The organism is Variovorax sp. S12S4 (genome assembly GCF_023195515.1).
GTDB lineage: Bacteria > Pseudomonadota > Gammaproteobacteria > Burkholderiales > Burkholderiaceae_C > Variovorax.
Window position 1 is genome coordinate 2,244,730 of record NZ_JALPKR020000002.1, and the last position, 18,824, is coordinate 2,263,553.

18 protein-coding genes are annotated in these 18,824 nt (G+C 65.8%); 13 read left to right on the plus strand and 5 right to left on the minus strand.

The window, feature by feature from the left end; translation table 11 throughout:
- Nucleotides 1-410: 410 nt before the first annotated feature.
- Nucleotides 411-1,193, plus strand: a complete 783-nt coding sequence (locus M0765_RS11085) for a hypothetical protein (RefSeq protein ID WP_258503697.1) — start codon at nt 411-413, stop codon at nt 1,191-1,193.
- On the opposite strand, the gene M0765_RS11090 is transcribed toward M0765_RS11085, so the two are convergent.
- Together M0765_RS11090 and M0765_RS11095 are read right to left on the minus strand one after the other, a co-directional pair.
- Nucleotides 1,194-1,844, minus strand: coding sequence for a L,D-transpeptidase (locus M0765_RS11090; protein WP_258503698.1), 651 nt, complete (start codon nt 1,842-1,844; stop codon nt 1,194-1,196).
- 7 nt (nt 1,845-1,851) lie between these two features.
- A complete protein-coding gene (locus M0765_RS11095) occupies nt 1,852-2,151 on the minus strand; it encodes a proteophosphoglycan ppg4 (protein WP_258503699.1) in 300 nt (99 codons plus the stop codon).
- Between the two features lie 371 nt (nt 2,152-2,522).
- Here M0765_RS11095 and M0765_RS29205 point away from each other — a divergent pair, with 371 nt between their 5' ends.
- Nucleotides 2,523-3,380, plus strand: a complete 858-nt coding sequence (locus tag M0765_RS29205) for a hypothetical protein (protein ID WP_342456001.1) — start codon at nt 2,523-2,525, stop codon at nt 3,378-3,380.
- A 14-nt stretch (nt 3,381-3,394) separates the two neighbouring features.
- A complete protein-coding gene (locus M0765_RS29210; protein ID WP_342456002.1) occupies nt 3,395-4,369 on the plus strand; it encodes a hypothetical protein in 975 nt (324 codons plus the stop codon).
- Nucleotides 4,370-4,400: 31 nt separating this feature from the next.
- Here M0765_RS29210 and M0765_RS11105 read toward each other — a convergent pair whose 3' ends face one another.
- Both M0765_RS11105 and M0765_RS11110 read right to left on the minus strand, forming a co-directional pair.
- Nucleotides 4,401-6,575 (minus strand): malate synthase G, encoded by a 2,175-nt coding sequence (locus tag M0765_RS11105; protein ID WP_258503701.1) that lies wholly within the window; start codon nt 6,573-6,575, stop codon nt 4,401-4,403.
- A 189-nt stretch (nt 6,576-6,764) separates the two neighbouring features.
- A complete protein-coding gene (locus tag M0765_RS11110) occupies nt 6,765-7,505 on the minus strand; it encodes an IclR family transcriptional regulator (RefSeq protein WP_258503703.1) in 741 nt (246 codons plus the stop codon).
- A 200-nt stretch (nt 7,506-7,705) separates the two neighbouring features.
- Here M0765_RS11110 and M0765_RS11115 point away from each other — a divergent pair, with 200 nt between their 5' ends.
- From M0765_RS11115 to M0765_RS11135, 5 genes are all read left to right on the plus strand, one after another.
- Nucleotides 7,706-8,584 carry a hydroxymethylglutaryl-CoA lyase gene (locus M0765_RS11115; protein ID WP_258508217.1) on the plus strand — a complete coding sequence of 293 codons (879 nt, stop codon included), beginning with the start codon at nt 7,706-7,708 and terminating at the stop codon, nt 8,582-8,584.
- Nucleotides 8,577-9,767 (plus strand): CaiB/BaiF CoA transferase family protein, encoded by a 1,191-nt coding sequence (locus tag M0765_RS11120; RefSeq protein ID WP_258503705.1) that lies wholly within the window; start codon nt 8,577-8,579, stop codon nt 9,765-9,767. The genes M0765_RS11115 and M0765_RS11120 overlap by 8 nt, the downstream gene beginning before the upstream one ends.
- A 51-nt stretch (nt 9,768-9,818) precedes the next feature.
- Entirely contained in the window at nt 9,819-10,751 is a 933-nt protein-coding gene (locus M0765_RS11125; RefSeq protein ID WP_258503707.1) for a LysR family transcriptional regulator, read from the plus strand.
- A gap of 64 nt (nt 10,752-10,815) precedes the next feature.
- Nucleotides 10,816-11,268, plus strand: coding sequence for a DUF2214 family protein (locus tag M0765_RS11130; RefSeq protein WP_258503708.1), 453 nt, complete (start codon nt 10,816-10,818; stop codon nt 11,266-11,268).
- 7 nt (nt 11,269-11,275) lie between these two features.
- The gene (locus M0765_RS11135; protein ID WP_258503710.1) at nt 11,276-13,309 is read left to right on the plus strand and encodes a fused MFS/spermidine synthase; all 2,034 of its coding nucleotides are present in this window, start codon (nt 11,276-11,278) and stop codon (nt 13,307-13,309) included.
- A 77-nt stretch (nt 13,310-13,386) separates the two neighbouring features.
- Here the strand turns inward: M0765_RS11135 and M0765_RS11140 are convergent, their stop codons facing one another.
- Entirely contained in the window at nt 13,387-13,767 is a 381-nt protein-coding gene (locus M0765_RS11140) for a PsiF family protein (RefSeq protein WP_126748769.1), read from the minus strand.
- Nucleotides 13,768-13,899: 132 nt separating this feature from the next.
- Between M0765_RS11140 and argS the strand changes: the two genes are divergently transcribed.
- The 5 genes from argS to lptB all read left to right on the plus strand — a co-directional run bounded on the left by argS (nt 13,900) and on the right by lptB (nt 18,813).
- Nucleotides 13,900-15,585, plus strand: coding sequence for an arginine--tRNA ligase (argS, locus tag M0765_RS11145; protein WP_258503713.1), 1,686 nt, complete (start codon nt 13,900-13,902; stop codon nt 15,583-15,585).
- A 7-nt stretch (nt 15,586-15,592) separates the two neighbouring features.
- Nucleotides 15,593-16,339, plus strand: coding sequence for an SPOR domain-containing protein (locus M0765_RS11150; protein WP_258503714.1), 747 nt, complete (start codon nt 15,593-15,595; stop codon nt 16,337-16,339).
- 164 nt (nt 16,340-16,503) lie between these two features.
- Nucleotides 16,504-17,151, plus strand: coding sequence for a thiol:disulfide interchange protein DsbA/DsbL (locus M0765_RS11155; protein ID WP_258503716.1), 648 nt, complete (start codon nt 16,504-16,506; stop codon nt 17,149-17,151).
- Nucleotides 17,152-17,302: 151 nt separating this feature from the next.
- Nucleotides 17,303-18,022, plus strand: a complete 720-nt coding sequence (gene lptA / locus M0765_RS11160) for a lipopolysaccharide transport periplasmic protein LptA (protein ID WP_258503718.1) — start codon at nt 17,303-17,305, stop codon at nt 18,020-18,022.
- Nucleotides 18,019-18,813 carry an LPS export ABC transporter ATP-binding protein gene (lptB, locus tag M0765_RS11165; protein ID WP_258503720.1) on the plus strand — a complete coding sequence of 265 codons (795 nt, stop codon included), beginning with the start codon at nt 18,019-18,021 and terminating at the stop codon, nt 18,811-18,813. Before lptA ends, lptB begins: the two co-directional genes overlap by 4 nt.
- The last annotated feature ends 11 nt before the right edge of the window (nt 18,814-18,824 follow it).

Genomic DNA, 18,824 nt, shown 5'->3' on the forward strand with positions numbered 1-18,824 from the left:
GTTTTTTATTCGCGCCCGGCGACGACCAACCTCCCGGGCGGCAACTCACTCAATGAACCGTTTTCTGAACACCTGATCCGCACACCGACCGCCCCGGCCGGACGTGCATCCATGCATCCGCCGAGGCCCATCGACAAAGGCCCCGCGCAGCCATTCGCCGGGGCCTTTTTGTTTTTGGAGTGTGCGCACATGAGTGCTCAACGAAAGGCCCGCGACGACGAGAAGCGTCTGGGCCGGTTTTATTTTTCGGTGCCGAGCGCGGCACCTCGCAACCCCGTGGTGGCCGCGATGGCGCGCCGCGAAACCAGCCAGGGCGCGGGCGCGCCACTTGCGCACGCACCGTGCCGAGCGCCGCGCGCAGAAGGTTGCATTGCAGAAGGCCGCGCGCGGCTTCGCGGGGAGGACCGACGATGCGTGACGACATGGACAAGGTCATCGTCGAGAGGCCGCGCCGCGGTGGTAGCTGGCAGGGCGACGGGCGTGCCTGGCGCAACAGCAAGGAGGCGGGTTCGCGCCTGGGCATGAAGCGCGGTTACCACCGCACGAAGGGGCTCAACGAAAACCTCGCGCCGCTGAAGCGCTGGCTGCACAAGCAGGTGCATCGGCCGTGGAACAAGGTTTACGCAGAGCTGTGCAGCGGCATCGACCGCCGAAGCACGGTGCAGGCGCACATCTTCGAGCACATCGACGACTTCGTAGCGCGCAACGCCGAGCTGCGCGACAGCCAGGTGTGGGTGCCCGCCGAACGGTGGCGCAGCCACCTTCGCGCACCGTTGAGCGAAGCTGCGCATGTGGAGCTCTTCGTGCATCCGGTGACTGGCATCCTGTTGCCCAACCGGCGCTTGCATGAGGCGCGCGAGGCCAGGAAGGAGGCATACCGCGCGTCAAGGAGCAAACCGCCGGCGCGTGCGCCGCACGTTTTTCACGTGATCGACGAAGTCATTCAATGGCACCGCATCCAGGGCTGCTGGTTCGAGGTCATCATTGCGCCGATGCCCGAGCTGAGGCGAACGATGCTGGACGTGACGTATTACGACGTGCTGCGCCGCTGCCCGGTCACGCGCCGCGGCGGTTGCGAGAAGCCGGCCTTTGGTTCACCCGATCATCGGGAGATGTACGGGCGGGACCACGTCTATGCCGCGTCGATGCGCAGGCTCAACCAGCAAGAGGTGCGGGAACGCTTCGGCGATTGATCAGCGCGCCTGGGCGGTCGGGGTTTCAAACAGCGTGCTTGCCGGTCTCGTTTCCGGCAGCACGTAGATCACGGCCTTTGCAGTGCCGAACGACGGCTTCACATGCGCGTCGTAAAAGGCTGCCGGCACGTTGATGCAGCCGTAGGAGATGCGGTTGTCCGCCGCAGTTGGCGTGGCCAGGCGTTCGAGCCGGCGCTCGGCCTTGTTGGTTGCGCGCACGCGGTGCATCGACACGGCCGCGTCGTAGTCGACCCAGACGATGTCCTCGCCTGAAAGATTGCGGCCCGGCTCGCTGACGAAGCGGCCCGCGGGCGTGGTGCGCTCGTCGTCGCGGATGTCGGCCATCTGGCGCTCGCCGATGCCGGGCACCGAGTGGTCGCCTTTCGCAAGGCCGAGCAGGATGGGCGAGGACGCCCGCCGCTTGCCGTCCGCATCGAAGATGTGGACCGCCGCGGCTTTCTTGTCGACGATGGCGAAGGGCGTGCCCTGGTTGTCGCCGGTCGTGCGCACCCAGCCGGCCACGGTTTCGGTGTCGCGCGAAACCGCCGGCGACGAATGCGCCGGCGGTGCCGCAATCAGCAGCGAAGCGAGCGCAGCTACGGCGATGCCGGAAGCGAAGCTGCGCCCGCGGCGCTCAGAGCTGACCCGCATCGCGCGATCAGTTGCGGTCGGCACGTGCCACGCGCATCGAACCGCTCTGGTTCGACATGTCCTGGCTGGTGCTCGGCGATGTGGTCGCCTGGTTTGTCGTGGTGCTGCCGGTCGAGCCCGACATCGTGCCTTGGTTGGTGGCCGGCGTGCCGGTGGTGCCCATCGGGGTGTTCTGCTGCGTCTGCTGGCCGGCACCGGTGGCGGGATTCGGCGAGCTGGTGGTCGGCGGATTGCCCTGTGCAATGGCGAAACCTGCGGCGCTGGTGAGGGCGATGGCGGCCATGGTCATCTTGATCGAACGGGTCATGTGTATCTCCTTGGATGGAATGAGTGAATCGATCGCTCGATGGAGCAACCGATGCTCAAGCTAGCCTTGGTACACGCCCGCGCGGTCGGTGGGCTGCGCGGTCAACTGTAGGACGATGGGCGAGCCGTTCCGCCGTGATTGGCTTGCACGGCCGAAGTCCCGAGCCGACGCGGCCGGGAAAGGTGTTTAGACGTTCCAGGGCAGCATGAAATTCAGCCTGTACTGAAGCTCGGCGTGCGCGTTTTGCCGGGCTACCAGGACCGGCCCTTACCGAGTAGTGGCCAAATGGCGCCGCTGATGCCGCGGCTGGCTATCCGCCTGAGATCATCACTGGTGACAACTACGAAGAGCGAGCACAGGCACTGGGCGACTTGCTCTCGCCGGTAACAATCAACATCTTCAATATCTCGAAGATCAACTCCGAAGTGCGCGGCGGCAAGCCTTTCATGCTGGTGATTGCGCGTGACACCACCCATGCGGGCATGTTGATGGATCATCTGCAGTCTGACGCATTCTTCAGCGGGCGCTATCGCGGCAAGGTGATCCAAGTGGACAGCAGCAAGACGGGCGCCGAAGAAGAAGTGATGGTGCGTCGCTTGCTGGCCGTGGAAAGTGTGGACGAGCCAACCGAGATCGTCATTCACGTCAACATGCTCAAAGAGGGCTGGGACGTGACCAATCTCTATACGATCGTTCCGCTGCGCGCTGCCAACGCGCGCACGCTGGTGGAGCAGTCCATCGGCCGCGGGCTGCGTCTGCCCTATGGCAAGCGCACCGGGGTAGCAGAGGTCGATCGACTCAGCATCATTGCGCATGATCGCTTCCAAGACATCATTGACGACGCGAACCGGGCGGACTCACCAATTCGGATCAAGGAGTTCTACTTGGATCCGTTGGGTGGAGAGGCTAGCGGCATGCCACGCAGCTTGGTGGTGCAGCCGAATTGGGAACGTGCCCTTGGCAGTCTGGTGGCGCCGAGTTCCATTGATGCCAAGCCTGGGACGGCTAGTTCACCGGTAACGCCGCTCTTCACGACGGAGCCGGAACGGCAGGCGGCAGTCCTGGCAATGGAGGCGGCCGCCAGCTACGAATCGCGCCCGCAAGATGCGCCCAGTCGTCAAGCCCTACTCACCCCCGAATTTCAAGCACGCATCACAGAAGCTGTGAGGGCCAAACTTCCGCCGCAGCAAGCCACGCTGCTGGAGGGGGCGACGCGCCCCCAGAGATAGATCTTGTAGACGTTGTGCGGCGTGCTGTCGAGAATCTCGTTCAGCAAACGATCGATATCCCGCGCATCGTCGTAGCGCCAAAGGGCGATGTGACGAGCGGATTTCGACCCTTCACGCTGGACGTGTCGGGCCTGCATCTGCAACCCAAGGACCGTTCGCTCGTCGGCCAGACGCTCCGCACGCACGAGCAGTTCACGCTGTCTGCTCAGGGTGGGCGCACCGAGCGGCGGCTGGAGGACTACATCGTCCATGCGCTGATCGACTTCGACGACATTGATTACATGACACACGCGGGCTTGCTGTATGACCTCGCAGGACAAATGGTTTCACATCTGCGCAGCTATCTGTCCGATGAGACCGAGGTGCGTAATGTCCTAGACTTAGATCGAGAGCGCATCGCAAGAAATATCCATGCACAGATGGCACAGCATTTCTTTGAAACAGCAACGCAGTACGAAGTGGAAGTGCGTAGAGGGTTCACCGCGCTCAAGGCGCCGATGTACACCGCTACTGCAGGGCAAGCACCGCGGGACTATCGTCTGACCGTCGATGAACCGAGCCGTATCAAGCAAATGCTGTTCGGCGGCTTCTCGCGGTGCCTTTATCCGATTCAGAAGTTCGACTCGGATACCGAGCGTCGTTTCGCCGTGATTCTGGAGCGCGATTCAGAAAAGTGGTTCAAACCGGCGAAGGGGCAGTTCCAGATTTTCTACAAGCTCGGGACCGAACATCCCGAATATGTGCCCGATTTCGTAATAGAGACTACCCGTCACCTGGTGCTGTGTGAAACCAAGGCACGAAAAGACTTGGAAGCCGAGGATGTTAGGGCAAAGGCCCAAGCCGGCGCACTTTGGTGTCGACACGCCTCGGAGCATGCATCCCGCATCGGGGCGAAGCCCTGGCTGCATCTGCTCGTGCCGCACGAGCAAGTGACGGAAGACAAACGACTGATGGATTTCTTCCAGTTCGCGGTGACGGCACATCATTAAAAAAACGGCGCCATCGACGCCGTTGATTTGATCAGGCCTCGCCCTTCACCTTCAGCCGCCATGCATGCAGCAGCGGTTCGGTGTAGCCGCTCGGCTGCTCGATGCCCTTGAACACCAGGTCTTGCGCGGCCTTGTAGGCGGCCGAGGCCTCGAAGTTGCCGGCCATCGGCTGGTAGGCGGGGTCGCCCGCGTTTTGTTCGTCGACCACCTTGGCCATGCGCTGGAAGGTCTCGTCGACCTGCGCCTTGGTCACCACGCCGTGCAGTAGCCAGTTGGCGATGTGCTGGCTCGAGATGCGCAGCGTGGCGCGGTCTTCCATCAGGCCCACGTTGTGGATGTCGGGCACCTTGGAGCAGCCCACGCCCTGGTCGATCCAGCGCACCACGTAGCCGAGGATGCCCTGCACGTTGTTGTCGATTTCCTGCTGCTTCTCGGCATCGGTCCACTTGGCTTCGCGCGCAATGGGCACTTGCAGCAGCGCGTTCAGGATGTTGTCGCGTTCGGCGTCGGCGTCGATCTTCTCGAGCTCTTGCTGCACGGCCGTGACGCTCACCTGGTGGTAGTGCAGCGCATGCAGCGTGGCGGCGGTGGGCGAGGGCACCCAGGCGGTGTTGGCGCCGGCCTTGGGGTGCGCGATCTTCTGCTCGAGCATCGCGGCCATCAGGTCGGGCATGGCCCACATGCCCTTGCCGATCTGCGCTTTGCCACGCAGGCCGCACGAGAGGCCGACCAGCACGTTGTTCTTTTCGTACGCGCCGATCCAGGCGCTCGACTTCATGTCGCCCTTGCGGATCATCGGGCCGCCCTGCATGGCGGTGTGCATCTCGTCGCCGGTGCGGTCGAGGAAGCCGGTGTTGATGAAGGCCACGCGCGCGGCGGCCTCGGCAATGCAGGCCTTGAGGTTGACGCTGGTGCGGCGCTCCTCGTCCATGATGCCGAGCTTCACGGTGTTGGCAGGCAGGCCGAGCAGCTGCTCGACACGGCCGAACAGTTCGCTGGCAAAGGCCACTTCGGCCGGGCCGTGCATCTTGGGCTTGACGATGTAGATGCTGCCGGTGCGCGAGTTGCCCTTGCGCTTGAGGTCGATCATCGCGATGGTGGTGGTGACCACGGCATCGAGAATGCCTTCGGGGATTTCCTTGTCGCCGGCGTACAGCACGGCGGGGTTGGTCATCAGGTGGCCCACGTTGCGCAGGAACATGAGCGAGCGGCCGTGCAGCTTCAGGGGCTTGCCGTCGGCACCGGTGTATTCGCGGTCGGGGTTGAGGCCGCGCGTGAAGGTCTTGCCGCCCTTGGCCACTTCTTCGGTGAGCGTGCCCTGCACGATGCCGAGCCAGTTTGCATACGCCAGCACCTTGTCGGCCGCATCGACCACGGCCACCGAGTCTTCGAGGTCGAGAATGGTCGAGAGCGCGGCTTCGAGCACCAGGTCGCTCACGCCGGCCGGATCGGTCTTGCCGATGGGCGTGCTGCGGTCGATGCGGATGTCCAGGTGAATGCCGTTGTGCTTCAGCAGCACAGACGACGGCGAGGCTGCATCACCCTGGTAGCCGACGAAGGCGGCCGGGTCGCGCAGCGTGGTGCTGCTGCTCTGCAGCGCAATGTGCAGCTGGCCGTCTTTCACGCTGTAGCCGGTCGCCATCTTGTGCGAACCGTTTTCGAGCGGCGCGGCCTGGTCGAGCACGTTGCGTGCAAATTCGATGACCTTGGCGCCGCGCACGGCGTTGTAGCCCTTGCCCTTTTCGGCGCCATCGGTCTCGGGAATGGCATCGGTGCCGTAGAGCGCGTCGTACAGCGAGCCCCAGCGTGCATTGGCGGCGTTGAGCGCGTAGCGCGCGTTCAGGATGGGCACCACCAGCTGCGGGCCGGCCTGCAGCGCGAGTTCGGAATCGACGCTCGCCGTGGTGGCCTTCGCGCCCTTGGGCTGCGGCAGCAGGTAGCCGATTTTTTCGAGGAATGCGCGGTACGCCGGCATGTCGGCAATCGGGCCGGGGTTCTTCTTGTGCCAGGCGTCGAGCTCGGTTTGCAGGCGGTCGCGCTCGGCCAGGAGCGCAATGTTCTTCGGCGCAAGGTCGCTCACGATGGCGTCGAAGCCCTTCCAGAAAACATCGCTGGCCACACCGCTGGCGGGCAAGACCTTGTCTTCGATGAAGCGGTGCAACTCGGTCGCGACCTGGAGTCCGTGGGCGGTGGTGCGGGCGGTCATGTTTTTCTCCTGGAGAACGATTCAATGTGGGCGGAACAGGAGGCGGTGTCTGTCAGAACAGCGCTGCGCCGTGGTTCCATGCAAGGACTTTATTCGATACTTTGCTGGCCTGTAAGAGCCGAAAGCGTGATTTATCAGTGACAAAAATGGGGGTAATCACACGCCTTCGACGCTCGCTCCGTCGCGTTTTCAGCTCATTCCGCTGAGCTGGCGGGCCGCGGTGCGCACCGGCTCTATGTGGCGCGCGTCGTAGCGGTGGGCGGGCATGGTCAGCGTGACCGCGGCGGCCAGACCGCCATCGGCATGGAATACGGGCGCCGAAATGCCCGCCAGCTCGGCCGTGCGGTCGCCCACCAGCGCGCAGTAGCCCTGCGCGCGAATGGTGTCGTACAGCTTCCGCTCCTTGGGGCTGCGCGGCTGTTCGGCTTCGGGGCCGAAGGCGATCAGCACGCGCGCACCGGCGCCGCGGTCATTGGGCAGCAGATCGCCCGCGTGCACGTGGTCGCGCACCACATGCGACGAATCGACGCGAAACTGGCACAGCCGCACCCAGCTGTCGCCCTGGCCCTGCCGCACGTGGTACGCCGCGCTTTCTCCAGTGGCCGCCGCGAGCGCGCGCAGCACCGGCAGCACGATGCGGTCGAGCGAGAGCGACGCCGCATAAAGGCCGTGCAGGCGAGCGATCTCGGCGCCGAGCGCATAGCGCCCGTCGTCCTGCCGGCGAATTAGCCGTGCATGTTCCAGCGAAGCCAACAGGCGCAGCACCGTGCTCTTGTAGAGCTGCGTGCGCTCTGCAAGCTGCGCGAGCGACAGCGCCTCGTCGCCGGGCTGAAAGGCTGAGAGCAGGCTCAGCGCGCGGTCGACCGCAGCGGCGCCACCTGGGGCGGCATTGAGGTCTGAAACCGATTCGGTCTGGGCTTTGCGGGGCATGGCGTTGGCTTGACAGGGAAAGTCGTTCGGCGGTCTAATTCTGTTTAATGGAATTTAGTTCTGCAAGATAGAACTGTCAAGCGAGTGCCGCCCGCCAAGTGGCCAGCCAACCGCTCAAGGAGACAAGAGTCGATGACACCCCCGATGTTGTGATCAGCGAGGTCGGCCCACGCGACGGCCTGCAATCGGTCAAGGCCACCATGCCCACGGCTGACAAGCTGCGCTGGATCGACGCGCTCTACGCCGCCGGCGTGCGCGAGATCGAGGTGGCCTCCTTCGTGCCCGCCAGGCTGCTGCCGCAGATGGCCGATGCGGCGGAAGTGGTGCGCCATGCCGCTACGCTGCCCGGTCTGGTGGTGATGGCGCTGGTGCCCAACCGCAAGGGCGCGCAGGCCGCGCTCGAAGCCGGCGCGCACAAGCTCACCATGCCCGTATCGGCCAGCCTGGCGCACTCGCTGGCCAACGTGCGCAAGACGCCGGCCGAGATGGTCGACGAAGTGCGCGCCATCACCGAACTGCGCCGCGAAACGGCGCCCGGGGTGCTGCTCGAAGTCGGCATTTCCACCGCCTTCGGTTGCACGCTGCAAGGGCTGGTGCCCGAAGACGACGTGATCCGCCTGGCCGCGCAATGCATCGAAGCGGGCGCGGAAGAAGCCGGCCTTTCGGACACCGTGGGCTATGCCAACCCGGCGCAGGTGCGCCGGCTCTTCAAGCGGTTGCGCGCCGAACTCGGCACGCATGCCGGCGCGGCGCACATGCACAACACGCGCGGCCTGGGCATTGCCAATTGCCTTGCGGCGTGGGACGAGGGCGTGCGCACCTTCGACGCTTCGCTCGGCGGCCTCGGCGGCTGCCCGTATGCGCCAGGGGCTTCCGGCAACGCAGTCACCGAAGACCTCGTCTTCATGTTCGAGGCCATGGGCGTTCGAACCGGCATCGACATCGAAAAACTCATTGCGGCGCGCGCGCCGCTCATGGCCGGCCTGCCGGGCGAGCCGGTCTACGGCATGACGCCCGAAGCCGGCCTGCCCAAGGGCTTCGTCCAAGGCCCTGCCCAGGAAACCAACCCACATGCCTGAATCCAATCCGCTTCCCTATGCCGGCGTTCGCGTCGTCGAGTTCACCCACATGGTCATGGGCCCGACCTGCGGCCTGCTGCTGGCCGACCTCGGCGCCGAGGTCATCAAGGTCGAGCCCATCGAGGGCGACAGCACGCGCCGCCTGCTCGGTTCGGGCTCGGGCTTCTTCCCCACGTTCAACCGCAACAAGAAGAGCATCGCGCTCGACCTCAAGACGCCAGAGGGCGTGGAGGCCGCGCTGCGCCTCGTCGCCACGGCCGACATCGTGAGCGAGAACTTCAAGCCAGGCACCATGAAGAAGCTGGGCCTGGACTACGACAGCCTGAAGCAGCTCAACCCGCGCCTCATTTATGTGAGCCACAAAGGCTTTCTGCCGGGGCCGTACGACCACCGCACCGCGCTTGACGAGGTGGTGCAGATGATGGGCGGCCTGGCCTACATGACCGGCCGCGCCGGCGACCCGCTGCGTGCGGGCACCAGCGTGAACGACATCATGGGCGGCATGTTCGGCGCCATCGGCGCGATGGCCGCGCTGCGCCAGCGCGAACTCACCGGCAAGGGCTGCGAGGTGCAGTCCGCGCTGTTCGAGAACAACGTGTTCCTGGTCGCGCAGCACATGATGCAGTTCGCCGCCACCGGCAAGGCGGCCGACCCGATGCCCAGCCGCATCTCGGCGTGGGCCGTGTACGACGTGTTCACCGTGAAGGACGGCGAGCAGATCTTTCTCGCGGCCGTGAGCGACAAGCAGTGGGCGATCTTCTGCAAGGCCTTCGGGCTGGAAGAAATGCTGGCCGACCCGCGCCTGAAGACCAACAACGACCGCGTGCTGGCGCGCGAGTGGATGATGCCGATCCTGCGCTCGCACCTGGCCGGCTACAGCGCGGCCGAACTCAGCGCGGTATTCGAGCAGAACGAGCTGCCCTTTGCGCCCATCACCAAGCCGCAGCAGCTGTTCGACGACCCGCACCTGAATGCCACCGGCGGCCTCGCGCCCGTGCGCATGAATGACGGCCACATGGCCAAGGTGCCGCTCATGCCCTTCACGCTCGACGGCGAGCGCCCCGGCATTCGCCTGCAGCCGCCGCACATCGGCGAGCACACCGCCGAGCTGCTGAAGGAGGTGGGCTACAGCGACGAAGAAATCGCCGCCTTCGAGGCGCGCCGGGCCGGCGCTGCCGGTTGAACCCAAGACAAGGCTCGGGACAGAAAACCCGGGCGATATAGTTCTTGCGCCATGGACCGCCTGAAGCAACTCGAATCCTTCGTCTCGGTGGCGACCCGCGGCGGCCTCACGGCCGCGGCCAAGGCCGAGGGCGTCGCGCCCGCCATCATGGGGCGGCGCCTCGACGCGCTGGAGGCCAGGCTGGGCGTGAAGCTGCTGGTGCGCACCACGCGGCGCATCACGCTCACGCACGAAGGCAGCGCCTTTCTCGAGGACTGCCAGCGCCTGCTGACCGAATTCGCCAATGCCGAGGCCAGCGTGAGCGCCGGGGGCATCAAGGCCAGCGGGCACTTGCGCGTGACGGCGCCGGCGGGCTTCGGCCGCCGGCATGTGGCGCCGCTGGTGCCGCGCTTCCATGCCATGCACCCGGAAGTCACGATCTCGCTCAACCTTAGCGACCGCGTGGTCGACGTGCGCGGCGAAAGCTTCGATTGCGCGGTGCGCGTGGGCGACATGCCCGATTCGTCGCTGGTGAGCGTGCGGCTGGCCGACAACCGGCGCCGCTGCGTCGCCACGCCGGAATTCGTGCGCCGCCACGGCATGCCCAAGCACCCGAGCGAGCTGTCGCGCTTTGCCTGCCTCACGCTCTCGAGCGATGCTTCTCAAACGCGCGGCTGGGCATTTCGCCTGCCGGCCGAAGAGGGCGAGGGCGGCGAAGAACTGATCTACCTCCGGCCCGAGGGTCCGCTCGATTGTTCCGACGGGCAGGTGCTGCACGACTGGTGCCTGGCCGGCCACGGCATTGCCTGGCGCAGCACCTGGGAGGTCGAGGCCGAAATCGATGCGGGTTTGCTGGTGCCGCTGCTCGACGAATTCGCCGCGCCGCCCAACGGCATCTACGCCGTGTTCACGGGCACCAAGCACCTGCCGCTGCGGGTGCGGCTGTGGCTTGATTTCCTCAAGGAGCAATACGGACGCCCCGAATTCTGGGGCGGAAGAGGGTAAAGCCGTCCGAGCGGCGGCACAATGCGCAAGCATTTGCAACCCCATTGAAGAAGAAAGCCATTCGATGACCCTCGAAGCCATCCTCGCCTACCTGCACTTGCTGGCCATCCTCACGATGGTGGTGTTCATCTCGAGCGAAGCGGCGCTGTGCCGCGTGCAGTGGCTCAATGCCGCCGTGGTCGAGCGGCTCGCCAAGGTCGACCTGGTCTACGGCATTTCCGCCATTGCCGTGCTCGCGACCGGCATTGCCCGCACCGTGTGGGGCGTGAAGGGCACCGCCTGGTACTGGACCAACCCGCTCCTGCACGTGAAGCTCGGCCTGTTCATCATCATCGGCGTGCTCTCGATCTTCCCGACGCTGACCTACTTCCGCTGGCGCAAGGCGCTGCGCGCCAACGGCACGCTGCCGACCGAAGACGATGTGCGGAAAACGCGCAAGCTGGTGATGGTGCAGGCCCACCTGATCGCGGTGATTCCGCTGGTCGCCGTGTTCCTTGCGCGCGGCTTCGGCAAGTAGGGCCGGCATGGAACGCGCCGGCATCCAGCTCCTGTTTGCCGGCACCATCTTCAGCAGCGCGTTCCTGCTGTTTCTCGTCCAGCCGCTCATCGCCAAGCAGATCCTGCCCTGGTTCGGCGGCTCGGCCGCCGTGTGGTCGATCTGCATGGTGTTCTTCCAGGCCGTGCTGCTCGCGGGCTATGCCTATTCCGATTGGGTGACGCGGCACCTGCGCGTGAGAGTACAGGCCGCATTGCATGTCGGTCTTCTGCTCGCGAGCCTGGCCTTCCTGCCGCTGGTGGTGGCCGCGCGCTGGAAGCCCACGGGCGCCGAAGACCCCACGTGGCTGATCCTGGGCCTGCTGCTTGCGACCATCGGGCTTCCCTACTTTCTGCTTTCGACCACCGGGCCGCTGGTGCAGTCGTGGGTGGCGCGCACACCCTGGAGCGCGCGGGTGTACCGGTACTTCTCGCTGTCGAACCTGGCCTCGCTGCTGTCTCTCCTGAGTTATCCGGTGCTGATCGAACCGCGCAGCTCGCTGCTCCAGCAGGCGCAGGGATGGTCGTGGGGCTACGGGGCGTTCGTGGTGCTTTGCGCAGGGACGACCTTGCTCGTGGCGTACCGCTGGTCGGAAGCCGTGCCGGCATCAACGTCAACGGCGACGGCGGGCGAGGAGACGCCTCCGCGCTGGTCCGACGCGCTGCTCTGGCTCGCCTTGCCGGCGCTCGCATCGTGGCTGCTGCTGGCGGTGACCAACCACATCACCCAGAACGTCGCGGCAGTGCCGTTTCTCTGGATCTTGCCGCTGTCGCTGTACCTGTTCACCTTTGTGCTGTGCTTCGAAAGCGACCGCTGGTACCGGCGCGGCGTTTTCCTGCCGCTGGCGGCGGGTGTGCTGGTGCTGTGCGCCTTCGGCCTGCAGCACCACATCGGCTCGGACGTGCGCACGGGGCTGCCGATCTATGTGGGCGGCCTGTTCGTGCTGTGCATGTTCCTGCACGGAGAAACCGCAAGGCTGCGGCCGGCACCGCGCTATCTCACGCGCTTCTACCTGATGCTGTCGCTGGGTGGCGCCATTGGCGGCGCCCTGGTGGGGCTGGTCGCGCCGCACGTGCTGCCCGCGTACTACGAACTGGGCATCGGCCTCACGCTCACCGCGCTGGCGGCGGTGGCCGTGCTGCGTCATCGCCTGTGGCTGCGGCTCTCCGGCGTGGCCCTGGCGGCCTGCTGCGTCTTTTTCCTGGTGGCGCAGATCCGCAGCGACAGATTGGGCGCGCGCCATCTGGTGCGCAGCTTCTACGGCGCACTGATCACCTTCGACGTGCGCCGCGCCAATCCTCCGAGCTACGTGCGGCTGCTGTCGCATGGTTCCATCAAGCATGGCGAGCAGTTTCTCGACCCGCTCAGGCGGCGCGAGCCCACCACCTACTACGGCGCCACCTCGGGCATCGGCCGGGCCATGGCCGCCGCGCCAGACGGGCCGCGTCGCGTCGGGCTGATCGGCCTCGGCGCGGGCACGCTTGCGACCTACGGCCGAAGCGGCGACGTCTACCGCATCTACGAGATCAATCCGCAGGTGTTCGAACTGGCGGACAGCGAGTTCACCTTTCTGCGCGACAGCTCCGCGCAGACCGAGCGCGTGCTCGGCGATGCGCGGCTGGCGCTGGAGCGCGAGGCGCCGCAGGGCTTCGACCTGCTGGCAGTCGATGCATTTTCTGGCGATGCGGTGCCGGTCCATCTGCTCACGGCCGAGGCGCTGGACGTCTACCTGCGCCACATGAAGCCCGACGGCATCGTGGCCTTTCACGTGTCCAACCGCTACCTGGAGCTCGCACCCGTGGTCGCACGAATCGCGGCTTTGAAAGGGGTGCATGCGGTGCTGGTGAGCGACGACGCCAAGGAATCGAAGTGGCTCAACTCGACCGACTGGGTGCTGGTTGCGCGCGATCCCGCCGTGCTGGTGCGTGAGCCGCTGCGCGGCGCGGCTTCGCCCATCGCGCTTCCGGCTGACACCCGCCCCTGGACCGACGACTTCAACAACCTGCTGGGCGTAATCAAGTAGCACCCATGTAGCGCCCATGAAAAAGCCCCGCCGGCGAGGGGCCGTGCGGGGCTCGATTCAGAAAAGCGCGGCCGGTGTCAGGCCTTGGCGCTCAGGCATTCCTTCATGAACGCCTTGCGGGCGTCGCCCTTGAGGGTCTTGGCCTTTTCGTCGGCGTTGCAGGTCTTCATTTTTTCCTGCTGGGTCTGCTTGGCGGTCATGGCGGGCTTGGCGCTCAGGCAGTTCTTCATGAACGCCTTGCGCTCGTCGCCCTTCTTGTCGCCCGCTTCCTGGTTGCAGGTCGTCATCTTGCTTTGCTGGGCGGTGGGGGCCTTGGCCGCGGGTGTGGCCGGTGTAGCGGGGGTGGCGGGCGTCGCGGCCGGAGCAACGACGACAGGCGCGGGCGCCTTGTCTTGCGCCTGTGCGGCGCCAAAGGAAAGGCAGGCGCCCAGGGCGACCAGGGAAAGGAGCTTTTTCATGGTGATATGTCCTTGCAAGGTTGTGTTGTGACAGGTGCCCCGCCCCCGGGGCCGCTCATCCTAACGGGCGGGGGCATGCATTCGATGACCGCCGGCGCCGCCGAGCGGGTTTGCCCCCGGTAAAATCCGCAGATGCTATTGGTCAAACAGGAGCTGCTCGCGGCGCTCGCGAACACGCTCGAATCCCTCTCACCCGGCGCCGGCTCCAAAGCCGCGTTCGAGTCGCCCAAGGTGGCCGCCCATGGCGATTTCGCCAGCACGGCCGCCATGCAACTCGCCAAACCGCTCGGCCGCAAGCCACGCGAACTGGCCGAGGAGCTCAGCGCCGCGCTGCTCGCCACCCCCGTGTTCGGCCAGTGGGTCGAAGCCATCGAAATCGCCGGTCCCGGTTTTCTCAACATCCGCCTCAAGACCTCCGCCAAGCAGCAGATCGTGCGCGAAGTGCTGAATGCGGCCGACGCCTTCGGCCAGCAGCCCGCCACCGGCGAAAAGGTGCTGGTCGAGTTCGTCTCGGCCAACCCGACCGGTCCGCTGCACGTCGGCCACGGCCGCCAGGCCGCGCTCGGCGATGCCATCTGCAACCTGCGCGCCTCGCAGGGCGACACGGTCTGGCGCGAGTTCTATTACAACGACGCCGGCGTGCAGATCCAGACGCTGGCCAACAGCACGCAGCTGCGCGCCCGCGGCTTCAAGCCCGGCGACCCCGAATGGCCGAGCGGCGAAAAGGCGCCCGCCTACAACGGCGACTACATCGCCGACATTGCCGAAGACTTCAAGGCGAAGAAGACCGTCAAGTCGGACGACCGCGAATACACCGCCAGCGGCAACATCGACGACCTCGATTCCATCCGCGAATTTGCCGTGGCCTATCTGCGCCGCGAGCAAGACCTCGATTTGCAGGCCTTCCGCGTGCGCTTCGACAATTACTACCTCGAATCGAGCCTCTACACCAGCGGCCGCGTCGAGGCGGCGGTGCAAAAGCTCGTGGCCGCCGGCAAGACCTACGAGCAGGACGGTGCGCTGTGGCTCAAGTCGACCGACTACGGGGACGACAAGGACCGCGTGATGAAGAAGCAGGACGGTACGTACACGTACTTCGTGCCCGACGTCGCCTACCACATTGCAAAATGGGAGCGCGGCTTCCACAAGGTGGTCAACATCCAGGGCACCGACCACCACGGCACCATCGCGCGCGTGCGCGCCGGCCTGCAGGCGGCGGGCGTCGGCATTCCCGAGGGCTACCCCGACTACGTGCTGCACACCATGGTGCGCGTGATGAAGGGCGGCGAAGAGGTCAAGATCAGCAAGCGCGCGGGCAGCTACGTCACGCTGCGCGACCTCATCGAATGGACCAGCACCGATGCCGTGCGCTTCTTCCTTTTGAGCCGCAAGCCCGACACCGAATTCCTCTTCGATATCGATCTGGCGTTGGCTCAGAACAACGATAACCCGGTCTACTACGTGCAGATGGCGCACGCGCGCATCTGCAAGATGCTGCGCGATTGGGGTGGCGAAGTCGCATCGTTGAGCACGAGTGATTTGTCCTCATTGGAGGCGCCGCAGGCACAGACCATCATGCTGCAGCTTGCCAAGTATCCCGAGATGCTGTCAGCGGCGGCGAAGGACTTTGCGCCGCACGACGTGACCTTCTACCTGCGCGAGCTTGCGTCCAATCTGCACAGCTACTACGACGCGGAACGCGTGCTTGTTGACGACGAAACGCTCAAGAAAGCCCGCCTCGCGCTTGTCGCCGCCTGCGCGCAGGTGCTGCACAATGGCCTCGCGATTCTCGGCGTCAGTGCGCCGAGCAAGATGTGAAATCACTATGAAGAAGACAACCAGACAACGCGGCAACATCGTCATCGGCCTCATCATCGGCCTGGTGCTGGGGTTGGGTGTCGCGCTGGGCATTGCGGTCTACGTGACCAAGGTGCCGATTCCGTTCGTGACCAAGACCCAGCGCGGCGGTGCCGAGCAGGACGAAGCCGAGGCCCGCAAGAACCGCGACTGGGACCCGAATGCGCCCCTGGCCGGCAAGCCCGGCACGCCCGCCAAGCCGCCCGCGGCGGCAGGTGGCCCGGTGGCTCCCGCCGCCGGCGACAACACGGCCGTGGCGCCGGGAGCCGCGCCGCCCGCTCCGCCGGTGCCGGTGGTCGTAGCGCCCAAGCCCGCGCGTCCGGCGCCCGTGCCGGCCGAAGCCAATTCGCTGCCGCCGTCGAACGATCCGCTGGGCGATCTGGCCCGCGCGCGTGCCGGCGGCAACAGCGGCAGCACCACCACGGCCGCCGCGCCAAGCAGCAGTAGCAACAGCGCGGCACCGTCGTCCGGCCCCGATCCATTCATGTATTTCGTGCAGGCCGGCGCCTTCCGCACCACCGACGACGCCGAGGCCCAGCGCGCCAAGCTGTCGCTGATGGGCGTGGAGGCCCGGGTTACCGAGCGCGAGCAGGCGGGCCGCACGGTCTACCGGGTGCGCGCCGGTCCGTTCAACAAGAAGGACGACGCCGATCGCCTGAAAGAGCGGCTCGACAGCGGCGGCCTCGAATCGGCGCTCGTGCGCGTACAGCGCTGAGGTGTATTCCCGCGGCGGCTGCGGCCTTGCGGCAGCCGTCATGAATAATCCCTAAGCTTTGCGGCACGGGCCGCCGCCAAGATCGCGTATTGGGCATGCCGCATGCGGGAACTCCGCGCGGCGCCCCGGCTCTGTCTGCCGTACCCAACAGGAGAACTTTTTCAATGAAACGTCGTGACTTTTCGCTGGCCGCCACTTCGCTCGGTCTGATTTCGCTGGCTGGCAATACGGCGCACGCCCAGGCGCGCGCGCCCAAGGCCGGCACCGAGTACCTGGTGCTCGACAAGCGCGTGCCCGTCGACGCGCCCGCCGGCAAGGTCGAAGTGATCGAGTTCTTCTCGTACAACTGTCCGCATTGCAACGATTTCGAGCCGCAGCTCGACGCCTGGCTCAAGACGGCTCCCAAGGAAGTGGCTTTCCGCCGCGTGCCGGTGCCCTTCGTGGGCAACGACGTCGAAGCCAAGCAGCGCCTGTACTACGCGCTCGAAGCCATGGGCAAGGTCGAGGAATTCCAGCCGAAGATCTTCAACGCGATTCACAGGCAGCGCCAGAACGTCAACGGCGACACCAACATCGTTGCCTGGGCCGCGGCCAACGGCCTCGACGGCGCCAAGTTCAAGGAAGTGTTTACCTCGTTCAGCGTGGCCAGCAAGGCCAAGCGCGCCACGCAGTTGACCGAAGCCTACAAGGTGGCCGGCGTTCCGGCTCTGGCCGTGGGCGGCCGCTGGTACGTGGACGGCGAGCTCGCCGGTAACATGACCAAGGCGCTCCAGGTCACCAATTACCTGATCGGCGAAGCCAAGAAGGGCTGATCGCCTTCAGGGGCAAGACAGCGGCCCGGCCACGCCGGGCCCGCAGTGTTCCCGGATCGGATGTCAAGCCCGCTTTGGCGGGCTTTTTCATCTCTGCGCGCTGGGCTGGCGCGATCCGCCGCATACAATGCAGAGCAAGTTTCGTGCCTCTATGACATCGCACTCCTACTCCAACACCACTCCTCTTCTGGGTCGCATCGGCCGCTTGGCCCGCCTTGGCATTGGCGCGCTGTGCCTGGCCGGCGCCGCTTCGGGCGCGCTGGCCGAGACGGCCGACCGCACCAAGCCGATGAACATCGAGTCGGACGCCATGCGGTACGACGACCTCAAGCAGACCAGCGTGTTCACCGGGAACGTGCTGGTCACCAAGGGCACCATCATCATCCGCGGCGCGCGGATCGACGTTCGCCAGGACGCCGAGGGCTACCAGTACGGCGTGGTCACGGCGGCGCCCGGCAAGCGGGCCTATTACAAGCAGAAGCGCAACGCCCCCGACGAGTGGATCGAGGGCGAGTCGGAAGTCATCGAGTACGACAGCCGCGCCGACAACGTCAAGTTCATCCGCAATGCCGTCATGCGCCGCCTGATCGGCGCTACGCCCAACGACGAAAGCAGCGGCGCGCTCATCGTCTACGACCAGAGCAACGACACCTACACGGTCAACGGCTCCACCGTGCCGCCGAATGCGGGCGTGAATGCTCCGTCGGGCGGACGCGTCAGGACCATCCTCACGCCCAAATCGGCCACTGCGCCCGGTGCTGCCGCGCCTGCCGCGGGTGCACAGCCCGCGCCCGCGGCAACCCAGCCGGCGCCCGGAACGGGCCTGCGCTCGACCACCACCCTGGGTGGCGAAGGGGAAGGGCGCAAGTGATCGAAAACGCCGGAAACCAGAACGCCGATGGCACGCCGGGCAGCCGCCTGGTGGTGCGCGGCCTGCAAAAAAGCTACGGCAGCCGCAAGGTCGTCAAGGACGTCTCGCTCGACGTGCAAAAGGGCGAGGTCGTGGGATTGCTCGGCCCCAACGGCGCGGGCAAGACCACCTCGTTCTACATGATCGTGGGCCTGGTGCGGGCCGACGCCGGCGAGATCACCATCGACGGCGAGCCCATCGCGCACATGCCGATTCACCGCCGCGCCCGCATGGGCCTGAGCTACCTGCCGCAGGAAGCGTCGATCTTCCGCAAGCTCAGCGTCGAGGAAAACGTGCGCGCCGTGCTCGAGCTCCAGCGCGAGCCCGACGGCAACGGCAAGCCCGCGCCACTGACCAAGCAGCGCATCGAAGAGCGCCTTTCCGCGCTGCTGGCCGACCTGCGGGTGGACCACCTCCGCGATTCCCCGGCGCTCGCGCTTTCGGGCGGCGAACGGCGCCGGGTCGAGATTGCCCGCGCGCTGGCCACGCAGCCGCGCTTCATCCTGCTGGACGAGCCCTTTGCCGGCATCGACCCTATCGCGGTGATCGAAATCCAGCGGATCATCAGCTTTCTCAAGGAGCGCGGCATCGGCGTGCTCATTACCGACCACAACGTGCGTGAAACGCTGGGCATCTGCGATCACGCGTTCATCATCAGCGACGGGCATGTGCTGGCACAAGGCACACCCTCGGAGATCGTCGACAACGCCGAAGTACGCAGGGTGTACCTCGGCGAGCACTTCCGGATGTAAGGGAGGAGTCG

What these genes read in the sequence shown, in the direction of transcription:
- M0765_RS11135 (WP_258503710.1), top strand. Translation starts at nt 11,276, where the DNA reads ATGGAACGCGCCGGCATCCAGCTCCTGTTTGCCGGCACCATCTTCAGC.
- M0765_RS11095 (WP_258503699.1), bottom strand. Translation starts at nt 2,151, where the DNA reads ATGACCCGTTCGATCAAGATGACCATGGCCGCCATCGCCCTCACCAGC.
- M0765_RS11085 (WP_258503697.1), top strand. Translation starts at nt 411, where the DNA reads ATGCGTGACGACATGGACAAGGTCATCGTCGAGAGGCCGCGCCGCGGT.
- M0765_RS11110 (WP_258503703.1), bottom strand. Translation starts at nt 7,505, where the DNA reads ATGCCCCGCAAAGCCCAGACCGAATCGGTTTCAGACCTCAATGCCGCC.
- M0765_RS11125 (WP_258503707.1), top strand. Translation starts at nt 9,819, where the DNA reads ATGGACCGCCTGAAGCAACTCGAATCCTTCGTCTCGGTGGCGACCCGC.
- M0765_RS11155 (WP_258503716.1), top strand. Translation starts at nt 16,504, where the DNA reads ATGAAACGTCGTGACTTTTCGCTGGCCGCCACTTCGCTCGGTCTGATT.
- M0765_RS11120 (WP_258503705.1), top strand. Translation starts at nt 8,577, where the DNA reads ATGCCTGAATCCAATCCGCTTCCCTATGCCGGCGTTCGCGTCGTCGAG.
- M0765_RS11090 (WP_258503698.1), bottom strand. Translation starts at nt 1,844, where the DNA reads ATGCGGGTCAGCTCTGAGCGCCGCGGGCGCAGCTTCGCTTCCGGCATC.
- lptA (WP_258503718.1), top strand. Translation starts at nt 17,303, where the DNA reads ATGACATCGCACTCCTACTCCAACACCACTCCTCTTCTGGGTCGCATC.
- M0765_RS11140 (WP_126748769.1), bottom strand. Translation starts at nt 13,767, where the DNA reads ATGAAAAAGCTCCTTTCCCTGGTCGCCCTGGGCGCCTGCCTTTCCTTT.
- M0765_RS11130 (WP_258503708.1), top strand. Translation starts at nt 10,816, where the DNA reads ATGACCCTCGAAGCCATCCTCGCCTACCTGCACTTGCTGGCCATCCTC.
- M0765_RS11150 (WP_258503714.1), top strand. Translation starts at nt 15,593, where the DNA reads ATGAAGAAGACAACCAGACAACGCGGCAACATCGTCATCGGCCTCATC.
- argS (WP_258503713.1), top strand. Translation starts at nt 13,900, where the DNA reads ATGCTATTGGTCAAACAGGAGCTGCTCGCGGCGCTCGCGAACACGCTC.
- M0765_RS11105 (WP_258503701.1), bottom strand. Translation starts at nt 6,575, where the DNA reads ATGACCGCCCGCACCACCGCCCACGGACTCCAGGTCGCGACCGAGTTG.
- M0765_RS11115 (WP_258508217.1), top strand. Translation starts at nt 7,706, where the DNA reads ATGCCCACGGCTGACAAGCTGCGCTGGATCGACGCGCTCTACGCCGCC.